The following is an 11,953-nucleotide window of genomic DNA, read 5'->3' as shown; positions in this document are numbered from 1 at the left end:
GTTAATTTATTTCGAGGTTATAAAATCTGTTTTTGGTTTGACCTGTAACATTTACCAGTTTTGAACTAAATGCACGCGGTTGGTTTAGTTTTCCAAGAAAAGCGGACACAGAAATCTCATCAAGCTTTTCGAATCCAAATGCGTCCATGAGACTTTTTGTTTCCTTGATGACTTCACCGTGGAAATTTGCAACACAGGATTTTGAATCGGCAATGACAGGTAAATGATACCGCAACATCTGGATATCATCTGCCGCCAGCATCATCGTACCTGAACCGTAACATGCATCCGCTCCCAGGGACAATACTTTAATTACTTCGAATCCATTTCTAAATTCCCCGTCAACAAAAATTCTTATCCGGTGCTTTAAGCGATAATGCTCAATGGTTTTTGATACAAAAGCGATTGCTTCGTATAAGGGCATCGAATGATGTTTTAAAAATTTAATCGGTGTTTGTCTGAAGTCATATCCACCTTCAATCGTAATAAAATCCGGCACTATTCCCGTCCTGTGTATGGAATAACATATTTCAAAAAAATCCTTTTTACATTCTACGCTTGTTCGGATTCCGACAGGCTTACCTGAAGAACCCTCACGTATCGATTGCAGGAATAATAAAGCTCCTTCTGCAGTTCTGAATGCAGAGCCTTCACTGTTTTTACAAGCCGACAACTTCAATTCAATCATTTTCACTTCGGGTTTTCCTGCAATTGCTCTGAATTTCCTGAAATCGAAATGGTCATTTTCATCACAGCATTCAGCATTATCTGCGCTTACCTGCCAAATCAAATCTCCTCCTTTCAAATGCCGGGATTCGATACGGAAGTCACCCGTATGCTGAGCAAAATTGCCTTCACGGGCACCCATGTTCAGGGCCTCGAAAATCGCCTCACTGTAAATCCCGCGATGTTTGGCGCCTATATTGAGAATACTTGCAGAATAGGGCTGCTGACATTGATCATTCCCGACAGTCACGCGTAAATCGTCTCCTGTAAAACGCTGTGACCGTATTGGATAAGACTGCCATTGATCGCCGGACCAACCACGGTGTCCATATAGATCAAAAGCATCGTTCTGCTTCTCGGCATCTGAACGATAAACCAAAACAGATCCCGCATTTTTATCGATTGATGTCGTGCTGATTTGCGGTGTAAAAAACAGTTCATATTTCATCAGCATAATCGCTGCGATCAGTAAGGGTACTGTGATGAAAAGAAGCCAGTATATATTGAATTCGCCGGTCAAGCTATATTTCAGGATGATTGCATTGATTAACACAAGCATTAAAATAATAGCAGCGCCCGGCGAAATCTGTTTAAGATTTCGGAACATGTCATTTGATTTAATACTACTGAATAAATGTTAGTGGATACCACCCGGGTGACTAAACAAAATCAATCCCGGGTTTAAGCATCGAAGGCTTTCAGTGTGGGATAAAACTGAAATACAGCACCCGTTGCACAACGAAAGTTTGCATATAAAGAAATGAAGTATATGGGTGAAGATGAATGCATGTTCAACGAATGTAAAACGAAAATCGGAGGAGAGAAATTAGAATGGTCTAATTGCCATTTGTTTAACGAATGATAAAAATGAACGCAATCATCATTTAATGCAACAAATTAAAAAAGAAAATTCTCTTCAATTCCGTGAAAAATACTAATCGTGCAGCGCTTGAAATGGCGAACTTTGCAATTACAAAAAATTTCACCAGGTATCCGATACTTGCAAGTATCGGATACCTGGGCGATTTATTTTGGAAAACTTCCCGAAAGTGAATTTTAAGAGCAAAAGCTATCCGTAGTCTTTATCAATTATTGTCATTACTTCAAAAATGCTTCTCGTTCTATCGTATTCAGCTTTTTTCTTTGGATCTTTTGACAATAGAAACTCGATAGTATTGGGATGCCAACAAATAGTAAATGCTTCGCCTCCCTCTTTGGCAATACGATAGCAGTCTTCTGCTTTACGGAAAATATCAGTAAAAGAATCGCGCGGATCAAGTTCAACCACTGCACAATGAAAAGAAAGATACACGTGTTCTCCTAAAATCTGAACAGTCTTCTTTGAAAGTTCCTGGAACTGATATACCAGTCTGTTTGTAAAACCAAGAGCATCAGCCTGGTCACCTTCAATAATAAACACAAACTCATCTCCACCTGGATAGACACGATAAAAATTCTCAGATTGAATTTTATCACCGATGGAATATTTATACATATCCTCATTTCTCCGCATTCGCTTATAAATGGTTTGTGCAATCGCACGCAGTAAATCATTTGTTTTATTAAATCCAAATCTGCTATTCACTTTTCTGAAATCCTTCAGATCAATAAAGATGAACTGCATTTTTTTTGCGGACCTGTTGGCTGAGAAAAAATCATTGATATCTTTTTCCAGGCTCCGGCTATTGGGAATACCGGTGATCACATTGGTGAGGCGCTCATTTTCAGAAATCTTTAACGCGTCTCTTAAATTGTCGCGGTCTTTTTTAAGATGAAGAAAACAAAACCCCAGTTGAGCAATACACCATCAGGAGCAAACAATGTATAAAATTCAGCCCATTTTGCAAAAATGCCGATAACAGCAGTTGAAACTACTATCAGCCCGATGATCAGGCCAAATTTAAGCTCTATGCCAATTGGTTTTGGACCTGGCATGTTCAACCGATTTTTCTTCCGCAAATTGCAGATAAAATAAATCCCCCTTCATCGGGTACAACAAATCTGTTGAGATTGACATCCGAAGAAAATACGCGAGCTTATTGAAAAAGCAATGTTTCAAACATTCAAGGCCATGAACCTATTCTTCTTCGATACTTGCTTTCAAAAACTGCCTGTTCAAACGCGCGATATTCATCACTGAAATTTCTTTCGGGCATTCAGCTTCACATGCATAAGTATTTGTACATCCGCCGAAACCTTCTTTGTCCATCTGCGTTATCATCTGAAGCGCGCGTTGTTTCTCTTCCGGTTTTCCCTGTGGCAAAAGCGCGAGGTGGGAAACCTTTGCAGATACAAACAACATGGCGGAAGAATTTTTACAAGCCGCAACGCATGCACCGCAACCGATACAGGCCGCAGCAGCGAATGCTTTGTCTGCATCATCTTTGTCAATCGGAATGGCATTACCGTCTACAGCATTACCTGTATTCACGGAAATAAACCCACCAGCCTGGATGATCCTGTCAAAGGCAGATCTATCCACCATGAGATCCTTGATCACCGGAAAAGCATTTGCACGGAACGGCTCCACAACAATTGTGTCACCATTCTTGAACGCACGCATATGCAGCTGGCAGGTGGTAGTACCACCCCATGGACCATGTGCGCGACCATCGATAACCATTGAACATGCACCGCAAATGCCTTCGCGGCAATCATGATCAAAAGTCACCGGTTCTTTTCCTTCTGAAATGAGTCGTTCATTGAGCACGTCAAACATTTCAAGAAAAGACATCTCTGAAGAAACATCGTTGACGTTGTAGGTCTCGAAATTCCCTGGGGTCTGACTGTTTTTCTGGCGCCACACTTTGAGTGTGAGGTTCATGTGATAATGCTCCATATTCGCTTATGCCGGTTTTTTCTTTTTTAGATAATCGAGATAATCGCGGTGCCGGATTCTTCGTTTGCCCTCCACCGGTAAATTGTACCAGTACACCCAGGCTTCCACTTCTTTCCCATCTTCCAGCTTCACCTGCTCTTTCTCTCTTAAATATTCTGATGTTTTTGCCTTCTTTGGATTGTAACCCTCATACTCGTCCAGCAACGCCATCACTTTTCTAGGGTTATTGATTTTAATCACTTCGCCCTTAATCACGCTCCTACCTGTTTCTGTTTTCTGTTTTCCCAGGACAACGCGTGTGTTGTCTCTACCATCTGTTTCCGTTTTCTGTTTCTCTTTTTCTTTTACTGCTCCCGGGTAGTCCCCTATATCATATAACTTTCCCGTGATCTGCGACTTCCCCACAAACTCCATCTCTTCTTCAATCTTCTTTTTAAAAGGAACTGATACTCCCTGTCGAAGGGTTCCATATACGAAAAGATAGTATGGATTAGCTTTTTTTGACACTGTTGAACGACTTATACAAGAGTTTTTCCAGGTTCCTGAATTCGTACACCTGCAGGTAGTTCATACACACTTCCGAACTCCTGATCCTGGTGAGATAATAGGAAAATAAATCCTGTATCTCCATTACACTCAGCTGCTTCATTTTTTCCAGCGTAGCGATGAACTCAAAGAAATTCAGAAAATCACTCAGCTTCTCTTCTTTTTCGTGACTGCCATCATGCTTCAATTCGCTGGAAAGCGTATCAAAATCAATCCATCGCCTCACGGATTTGTACTGATCATTTTCATAGAACTTTTCGTACAAACTCTTCAGCCACTCTGCACGCCTGATTTTTCGGTTAGCGTTGAACGTTTGCCAGGTCAGCCAAACTCCCAGGGCTGTTACCGCCCAGAATGTGATTTGTATGATCTGAAACGTTTCCATAGTGCGTTTTCCGTTTTGCGTTGAACGTTCAACGTTGGCTGTTCTCTCCCGCCTCCAAACTCCTGCCTCGTCCCTATTTATAACTCCTCTGGCTCGGTTTCACCACCTCATAATTCAAGGGTTCCATATGCAGCTTCCAGTCGCTGTCGCCCAGCAGTTCCCATGCAGCCACATACATGTACCTGTCATCATGCCTCAGTGCTTCGCCATCCGGTGTCTGCGATTCTTCACGGAAATGACCTCCGCAGCTTTCATTTCTTTCCAAAGCATCAAGACACATCAATTCGCCCAGTTCAATAAAGTCAGCCACACGACCTGCTTTATCCAGTTCAGTGTTCATTTCTTTAATTGAACCCGGAATTTTTACGTCGCTCCAGAATTCTTTTTTCAGCGCGCGAATTTCCTGTATCGCCTGGCGCAAGCCTTCCGCATTGCGAGCCATTCCGCATTTATCCCACATGATCTTTCCGAGACGCTTATGAAAACTCTCAACAGTCTGTTTTCCTTTGACATTCATCAACCTGTTGATCCTGTCTTCCACCTCCTTTTCTGCCTGCACAAAAGCAGGATCAGTTGTCGGAATGGGTTTGGTACTGATCTCATCAGCCAGATAATTTCCAAGCGTGTACGGAATTACAAAATACCCGTCAGCAAGACCTTGCATGAGCGCAGATGCCCCCAGGCGGTTTGCACCATGATCACTGAAGTTTGCTTCTCCCAGCGCGTACAACCCTTTTACTGATGTCATCAATTCATAATCTACCCATAGCCCTCCCATGGTGTAATGCACCGCCGGATAGATACGCATCGGCACTTCATACGGATTCTCTCCCGTGATCTTGCCATACATATCAAAAAGGTTCCCGTATTTTTCTTTAACGACATCCTTACCGAGGTTAGTAATATCTTCTGCGGATGCGTTGCTGAGATTTCTTTTATTGACTTCGGCCTTGCCATACCGTTGGATAGCTGCGGCATAATCAAGATATACCGCCTGTTTCGAAGTACCTACGCCATAACCCGCATCACATCGTTCTTTTGCTGCTCTCGATGCCACATCCCGCGGAACGAGATTACCAAAAGCGGGATATCTTCTTTCGAGATAATAATCCCTTTCTTCTTCAGGTATCTGTGCCGGCGGACGATTATCATTTTGCTTTTTCGGAACCCAGATACGACCATCATTCCTCAAAGATTCTGACATCAGCGTAAGCTTACTCTGATGATCACCACTTACCGGGATACAGGTAGGATGTATCTGCGTGAAACAAGGGTTCCCAAAATAGGCACCTTTTTTATGCGCTTTCCAGGCTGCAGTTACATTAGAGCCCATGGCATTGGTAGAAAGATAAAATACGTTGCCGTACCCGCCGGTACATAGCAATACCGCGTGACCGAAATGGCGTTCGAGTTCGCCGGTCACCAGATTGCGGGCGATGATACCACGCGCCTTGCCTTCAACCATTACGATTTCCAGCATCTCGTGCCGGGAATACATTTCAACCATCCCGAGTGCCACCTGGCGCTCCAGGGCCTGGTAGGCGCCTATCAGTAATTGCTGCCCTGTTTGCCCGGCAGCATAAAAAGTTCTTTGTACCTGTGTTCCACCGAATGAACGGTTGGATAGTAATCCGCCATATTCGCGGGCAAAAGGAACACCCTGTGCTACACACTGATCGATGATATTTGCACTGACTTCAGCGAGACGATATACATTTCCTTCACGCGCGCGGTAATCCCCTCCTTTTAAGGTATCATAAAATAAACGGAATACAGAGTCACCGTCATTCTGATAGTTTTTTGCAGCATTGATCCCCCCCTGTGCAGCGATCGAGTGTGCACGCCTCGGCGAATCCTGGAAGCAAAAAGCTTTCACCTTATATCCCAGCTCTCCAAGACTTGCTGCAGCAGAAGCGCCGGCAAGACCGGTGCCAACGATAATAACCTCCAGTTTTCGTTTATTCGCGGGGTTTACCAAACGCACATGTGCCTTATAGTCTTCCCATTTATTTTCAAGCGGACCCGCAGGAATTTTTGCGTCAAGCATATTGCAAATTGTATAATGGTTCGCGAACCTTTTTTAGAATAAGAATGTCAGACCTCCGGAAGGAATTTCCCATCCGAAATACATAAATAACGGCATCAGTGCAAAGATCAGTGGTACAATCACTGAGAACCAGGCACCTACCTGTCTGATTACCGGGAAATATTTTTTATCGTTCCATCCCATGGTCTGGAATGCGCTCTGGAAACCATGCAGCAAGTGCCAGGCCAGTGAGAAACAACCTAACAGATAAAGAGCGATTACCCATTCCTGTGAGAAAACGGCTTTCATTCTTGCGTACAGGTTGTGGTATAAGTTTCCATCGTAAGTTACTTCTTCCAATCCACCAAAGCGGGAAGGGACCCAGAACTGGGCGATATGTACAATCAGGAATAACAGAATCAATGTACCCAGCAGGGCCATGGAGCGGGAATACCATGTACTCGTGGCATTTCCTGCTTTTACAGCATATTTGTTTGCACGCTTTCCGCGATTGGAAATTTCAAACATATAGCCTTGTACAACATGTAAAATGATACCGGCAAAAAGCCCGATCTCAGCTATCCGAATAATGATGTTGGAGCCCATAAAATGAGCGGCCCGGTTAAAATTCTCTTCACCATTGGTAAAGAGTACATTGGCATTAACGTAAGCATGAACAACGAGAAAGGTGATCAGAAAAAGACCGGTAAGCGCCATTATGATCTTCTTACCGATTGAAGAGGCAAATACCTGTTTCCACTTCATAGCTGGGTTGCGTTTTGGAACTAATATGCAAAATTAAATCACAATGGCCGAAAATAGTAGTTTTTTTTAGACGGTAGACGGCAGAAAGCAGACAGTTGACGAACGTTGTTTCCAATAAAAACTGCGAAAAGACGCAATGCGATTAGTTTTATGGAGTCAACAGAAGTCGATATACCGGAGTTTTAAAATCTGTTCTGAATTTATTGAAGATGGATTCTCAGAATATTCTAATGCTATTTAGCACGCTATCATCTTGTCGCCAATATTATCACAGATGATGTTGATGATTTTTTCTGAGAGAGGATAGCGATTTCAGCAGGTCTGCAAAAAAATCCGCTGGTTGGATTAATTAAACCTATATTTAACCAGGCAATTACACTTCAACTTTCAGACTGACCAGTAAAATTTTTACTCCTGGTGCCGGTAACATTTTCTTCTTCTCTGTTCTAATCGCTGCGGGTTTTTGTCTGATTCTCATCACTTCAATTTTTATAACATGAATTTGTATGTATCAAATCTGGGTTACCAGACAAGCGAATCTGAATTAAGGAAATTATTTGAACCCTTCGGACCTGTGACATCCGTAAAAATTATAATGGATAGAGATACCGGGTCCAGCCGCGGCTTTGGATTTGTTGATATGGAGTCGAAAGCAGACGCTGAAACTGCAATTAAAAGTATCGATGGTCAGGAATTAAGTGGCAGGCAAATTTCTGTAGCGGAAGCCAGGGAAAAGCCAAAATCTAATTTCAAAAGTCGTTTCTGAAAAATTGCACATTACATAAATCCGGAAGTCAGCGATACCCGTCGGCTTCCGGTTTTTTTATGGATGCATGTATTATATACGATAACACAACGCATTGATGTTCATTCCAGCTCCAACAGATGCGAATAAAACCGCATCGCCTTCATGTAATTTGTGTTCCGGTATTTCACCACGGCTTACCAGGTCATAAAGGGTAGGAATTGTGGCAACCGAACTATTGCCCAGCCAATGAATACTCATGGGCATAACATTATATGCCGGTTCCCTGATGCCATATAATTCGTAAAATCTTCTCAGAATTTCTTCATCCATTTTTTCATTTGCCTGGTGGAGGAAAATCTTCCTGATTTCGGAGATATCGACTCTGCTTATTTCAAGGCACTTTTTCATTGCCTGCGGGACATGCCGGATGGCAAATTCATAGACCTTGCGCCCTTTCATCTTCAGGAAAAGCTTTTCCGCACCATTCTCCGGACCATAAGATTTTCCCATGCTGATTGAATCAAATATTTCGCCTGAATGCGACTGAGAACAAAATCCGAGAACACCGCTTCCACTTAAATTTTCTTTATATTCAAGAATACAGGCACCTGCTCCGTCAGCAAATATCATACTGTCACGATCAGTTCGATCAATTACACGTGAAAGGGACTCTGCACCGATCAATAAAATACGCTTTGCCATTCCGGAAGATAAAAATGAATGCGCCTGTATAAACCCCTGCAGCCAACCAGGGCAACCAAATATAATGTCGTAGGCTACGCAATCGGGATTACGAATTCCGAGAAGATGTTTTACTCTTGATGCTAAGGAAGGTACGATCCTGGATTGATTTGATTCAGGAGATATGTCGCCGAAATTATGCGCCAATATAATCTGATCCAAAGATTCCGGATCACAGCTGGCATTTTCAATTGCTTTCCTGGCAGCTTCTGCTGCCATGTCGGATGTACAAATATCGGCTGTAAGATACCTGCGCTCACGAATGCCGGTAACTTTATGAAATTTGGTGATAGTGACGGCAGTGGTATTTAAAATTGGAGAACCGTTCGCTTCGTAAAAAACATCTTTCAGGAAATCTGTATTGAATTGTACGGTTTCAGGAATAAAAGCGCCGGTGCCCGTAATAACGGTATTGAGCATATTCTTAGTTCTTCCTTTTTCGGCAAGGTTCATGGCGAATGCGGAAAAACGCTATGTGCTTTAGAAGAGTGTCAACAATCTACGATTTAATTTCAAGTCTGAAAAGTTAAAAGCCGTAACAAATACTTTCATCTCAGCTTTGCAAACGCCGAAGCATTTTATTATCGATAGCAGAAAAAAGATGCATGGGTTGCATTGTTCTCCATTGTTGCACAGAAAGAAATTCGACATACCGGTCAATATGCGCCCGGTGAAAATCATACTGACTTTGTTCCGGCATATCGATCATCACGATCCAGCCCCCTTCATCTTTGATATCATCAATCCATTCTTCATAATAACTCGAATCCGAGCTATGAAAATTCATCACGTTCTCGCAGATCAGGATATATTTATAAATTCCCTCGGAAATGAGTTTATCAATGATCTCACGCTTGAGTGTCATGATATCATTTTCAATAGCATCGTTCCACTCTCCTATCAGCTCGATGATCGCAAATCCCTGTTCGTAGTCGACAAAAAGTAATTTCAGGTAAAGTGTGCGTGATCCAAATTCATCCCACTGAGGATGGATAAAATAATTATAAACGGTCTGAGTAAATTCAAATTCACTATACTCGCGACCATAGAACGGCGATCGCTCGTCTTCTTCCGACATATATAAATGCCGCCAGTTGTAATATGGTTCGATGTCGTGCATTTGCTAGTTCATAGTTCATTGTTCATTGTAGTTGTCAGAAACAGCCAGTTGTTCGTTGTTCGTTGTTCGTTGTTCGTTGTTCGTTGTTCGTTCAAACAGCCGGTTCAAAGTTCAAAGGAAGTTACTGTTCTGTTTTTCCAGTTTTCAGTTTTCGAAATTTACCTATATCCCGATTCTGAATTATGTATTCTGTATTCTTCCTATTGCCTTCTCACTATTGCCCCAAAATTACCTCTTTCTTCTTCAAACGCCTGCCTCGATGGCTCTCTTAACACTTCCATGCAGAAGCAATAATTCTTTTGCCTTTGCATAATCTGCATTGGTCAGTTTTTCCATTACCATCCGCACACCCCGGTCAATTAATTTCTCATTACTCAGCAACATATGTACCATCTTATTGTCCTGCACACGACCCAGCATGATCATTACTGAAGTGGAAATCATATTCAGCACGAGCTTCTGCGCGGTGCCACTTTTCATTCTTGTGCTGCCGGTAATGAACTCGGGACCAACAACTACTTCCACCGGAAATTCAGCAACCGCTGATACCGGCGCATTCGGATTGCAGGTGATGGATCCTGTGATGATGTCGCGTTTCCTGCATTGTTCAAGTGCTCCGATTACATAGGGTGTGGTTCCGCTCGCAGCGATTCCGATAACAACATCCTTTGAGCTGATACCATGAGCTTCGAGATCCTTCCAACCATCTTCTATACTGTCCTCTGCAAATTCAACAGCTTTGAACATTGCATTTTCACCACCGGCAATTATACCCAAAACCAATCCATGAGGCACGCCAAATGTTGGTGGACATTCACTCGCGTCAACAACTGCAAGTCTTCCGCTGGTACCCGCGCCGATATAAAAAAGTCTTCCGCCAGCAAGCACTTTATCCCCAACTGCACTCACCAGTTTTTCAATCTGCGGAATAGCTCTCTCCACCGCCAGCGGTACCTCCTTATCTTCCTTATTAATATTCGTCAGCAATTCATATACACTCATCTTTTCCAGGTGATGATATTTTGAATCCTGCTCCGTCACCTTTATAAACGCTGAGTCTCCGTTTAATGCCATGTTATTATTAGTTTGGTCTAACGTTCAACGCTCAACGCTCAACGTTTAACGTTGAACGTTGAACGTTGAACATCATTCTCTTCCATATTTAATATGATAATCTACCAACCCATCCATCGGGTTGCGTGAAATCTTTCCCAGTTTGAATTCATAATTACTGCACAATGTCTCCACCACATCAGCAAAACCAAAAGCGATGCTTCCTACAAAATGAATCGGTGAAGTCCAGCTCTCCCTGTACTTACAGATGTGATGAAAGAAGAAGTCATTAATTCCATCTTCTATAATATTCTCGATCATATAATGTCCGCGGTTTTCTGCGAGAAACATTGCATAGGAAGCCAGGTAGCGGTTGGCCAGCGGTTGTTTATATACATGATCAAGAATTTCTGATTGTGTCGTCACATATTTCGCATCGAAAAGAGCGCGCAGTTCATCATCAAAAGTGTTATACAGATAATATTGCAATACTTTTTTCCCGAGATAGGCGCCACTACCCTCGTCTCCGAGCACATACCCGAGGCCCGGACTATTTTTCACAATCTTATTGCCATTATAATAACAGGAATTCGACCCGGTGCCGAGGATACATGCAACTCCTTTTCCTTTTCCGCAAACCGAAATAGCCGCACCAGCCAGGTCATGATTTACGCGGATATAAGCAGCGGGAAAAACAGCTTTTAAAGCCGACTTCACCATTGCCGCATTTGTTTTACTTAAACAACCTGTACCATAGTAAAAAACTTCATCCACCTTATCTTTTTCGATCGACGGTAACACCTCTTCACTGATCAGTCGTATGATCTGATCCTTATTGAGAAAATAGGGACTGATCCCATGAGATAATATGGTCTTTCTGGATTTTCCTTTGACCAGGCACCATTCTGCTTTAGTAGAACCGCTATCCGCTATCAATTTTACCACCGGCATAAAATATTCAACTTAATTCAGCAATTTCGTGTTTATCATTAGAGTACAAGGTA

General features: G+C 42.5%; 14 protein-coding genes. 2 read left to right on the top strand and 12 right to left on the bottom strand.

Annotated elements, in window-relative coordinates:
• Position 1: 1 nt before the first annotated feature.
• A complete protein-coding gene (locus P2W82_RS00265; protein WP_336513815.1) occupies positions 2–1,333 on the bottom strand; it encodes a glutamate synthase-related protein in 1,332 nt (443 codons plus the stop codon).
• Between the two features lie 317 nt (positions 1,334–1,650).
• Between P2W82_RS00265 and P2W82_RS00260 the strand changes: the two genes are divergently transcribed.
• Complete coding sequence (locus P2W82_RS00260) at positions 1,651–1,779, top strand: hypothetical protein (protein ID WP_336513814.1); 129 nt, start codon at positions 1,651–1,653, stop codon at positions 1,777–1,779.
• A gap of 16 nt (positions 1,780–1,795) precedes the next feature.
• Here P2W82_RS00260 and P2W82_RS00255 read toward each other — a convergent pair whose 3' ends face one another.
• The 7 genes from P2W82_RS00255 to P2W82_RS00225 form a co-directional block, all read right to left on the bottom strand.
• Positions 1,796–2,431, bottom strand: coding sequence for a GGDEF domain-containing protein (locus tag P2W82_RS00255; protein WP_336513813.1), 636 nt, complete (start codon positions 2,429–2,431; stop codon positions 1,796–1,798).
• Between the two features lie 41 nt (positions 2,432–2,472).
• Positions 2,473–2,661, bottom strand: a complete 189-nt coding sequence (locus P2W82_RS00250) for a hypothetical protein (RefSeq protein WP_336513812.1) — start codon at positions 2,659–2,661, stop codon at positions 2,473–2,475.
• Between the two features lie 142 nt (positions 2,662–2,803).
• Positions 2,804–3,565: a succinate dehydrogenase/fumarate reductase iron-sulfur subunit gene (locus P2W82_RS00245; RefSeq protein ID WP_336513811.1), complete on the bottom strand. Its 762-nt coding sequence runs from the start codon at positions 3,563–3,565 to the stop codon at positions 2,804–2,806.
• A 6-nt stretch (positions 3,566–3,571) separates the two neighbouring features.
• Complete coding sequence (locus tag P2W82_RS00240) at positions 3,572–4,072, bottom strand: gamma-glutamylcyclotransferase family protein (RefSeq protein WP_336513810.1); 501 nt, start codon at positions 4,070–4,072, stop codon at positions 3,572–3,574.
• Entirely contained in the window at positions 4,056–4,496 is a 441-nt protein-coding gene (locus tag P2W82_RS00235; RefSeq protein WP_336513809.1) for a hypothetical protein, read from the bottom strand. Before P2W82_RS00235 ends, P2W82_RS00240 begins: the two co-directional genes overlap by 17 nt.
• 73 nt (positions 4,497–4,569) lie before the next feature.
• Positions 4,570–6,543, bottom strand: a complete 1,974-nt coding sequence (locus P2W82_RS00230) for a fumarate reductase/succinate dehydrogenase flavoprotein subunit (RefSeq protein ID WP_336513808.1) — start codon at positions 6,541–6,543, stop codon at positions 4,570–4,572.
• Between the two features lie 33 nt (positions 6,544–6,576).
• Positions 6,577–7,287 carry a succinate dehydrogenase cytochrome b subunit gene (locus P2W82_RS00225; RefSeq protein WP_336513807.1) on the bottom strand — a complete coding sequence of 237 codons (711 nt, stop codon included), beginning with the start codon at positions 7,285–7,287 and terminating at the stop codon, positions 6,577–6,579.
• 496 nt (positions 7,288–7,783) lie between these two features.
• On the opposite strand from P2W82_RS00225, the gene P2W82_RS00220 reads away from it, so the two are divergent.
• Positions 7,784–8,053, top strand: coding sequence for an RNA recognition motif domain-containing protein (locus P2W82_RS00220; RefSeq protein ID WP_336513806.1), 270 nt, complete (start codon positions 7,784–7,786; stop codon positions 8,051–8,053).
• Between the two features lie 72 nt (positions 8,054–8,125).
• Here the strand turns inward: P2W82_RS00220 and P2W82_RS00215 are convergent, their stop codons facing one another.
• From P2W82_RS00215 to P2W82_RS00200, 4 genes are all read right to left on the bottom strand, one after another.
• The gene (locus P2W82_RS00215) at positions 8,126–9,196 is read right to left on the bottom strand and encodes a 3-oxoacyl-ACP synthase III family protein (protein WP_336513805.1); all 1,071 of its coding nucleotides are present in this window, start codon (positions 9,194–9,196) and stop codon (positions 8,126–8,128) included.
• 133 nt (positions 9,197–9,329) lie between these two features.
• Entirely contained in the window at positions 9,330–9,896 is a 567-nt protein-coding gene (locus P2W82_RS00210; protein ID WP_336513804.1) for a hypothetical protein, read from the bottom strand.
• A 243-nt stretch (positions 9,897–10,139) separates the two neighbouring features.
• On the bottom strand, positions 10,140–10,970 hold the full coding sequence (gene murQ / locus P2W82_RS00205) for an N-acetylmuramic acid 6-phosphate etherase (RefSeq protein WP_336513803.1): 831 nt from the start codon (positions 10,968–10,970) through the stop codon (positions 10,140–10,142).
• 72 nt (positions 10,971–11,042) lie between these two features.
• A complete protein-coding gene (locus tag P2W82_RS00200; protein ID WP_336513802.1) occupies positions 11,043–11,900 on the bottom strand; it encodes an N-acetylglucosamine kinase in 858 nt (285 codons plus the stop codon).
• Between the last annotated feature and the right edge of the window lie 53 nt (positions 11,901–11,953).

This window comes from Pollutibacter soli, from assembly GCA_029269725.1.
Classification (GTDB): domain Bacteria; phylum Bacteroidota; class Bacteroidia; order Chitinophagales; family Chitinophagaceae; genus Pollutibacter; species Pollutibacter soli.
Note: the sequence above shows the minus strand (reverse complement) of the source record. Positions and strands in the feature narration are given on the sequence as shown.

Coding starts and splice junctions, on each gene's coding strand:
- P2W82_RS00210 (WP_336513804.1), bottom strand. CDS start 9,896: ATGCACGACATCGAACCATATTACAACTGGCGGCATTTATATATGTCG.
- P2W82_RS00230 (WP_336513808.1), bottom strand. CDS start 6,543: ATGCTTGACGCAAAAATTCCTGCGGGTCCGCTTGAAAATAAATGGGAA.
- P2W82_RS00250 (WP_336513812.1), bottom strand. CDS start 2,661: ATGCCAGGTCCAAAACCAATTGGCATAGAGCTTAAATTTGGCCTGATC.
- P2W82_RS00200 (WP_336513802.1), bottom strand. CDS start 11,900: ATGCCGGTGGTAAAATTGATAGCGGATAGCGGTTCTACTAAAGCAGAA.
- murQ (WP_336513803.1), bottom strand. CDS start 10,970: ATGGCATTAAACGGAGACTCAGCGTTTATAAAGGTGACGGAGCAGGAT.
- P2W82_RS00225 (WP_336513807.1), bottom strand. CDS start 7,287: ATGAAGTGGAAACAGGTATTTGCCTCTTCAATCGGTAAGAAGATCATA.
- P2W82_RS00265 (WP_336513815.1), bottom strand. CDS start 1,333: ATGTTCCGAAATCTTAAACAGATTTCGCCGGGCGCTGCTATTATTTTA.
- P2W82_RS00220 (WP_336513806.1), top strand. CDS start 7,784: ATGAATTTGTATGTATCAAATCTGGGTTACCAGACAAGCGAATCTGAA.
- P2W82_RS00245 (WP_336513811.1), bottom strand. CDS start 3,565: ATGGAGCATTATCACATGAACCTCACACTCAAAGTGTGGCGCCAGAAA.
- P2W82_RS00235 (WP_336513809.1), bottom strand. CDS start 4,496: ATGGAAACGTTTCAGATCATACAAATCACATTCTGGGCGGTAACAGCC.
- P2W82_RS00215 (WP_336513805.1), bottom strand. CDS start 9,196: ATGCTCAATACCGTTATTACGGGCACCGGCGCTTTTATTCCTGAAACC.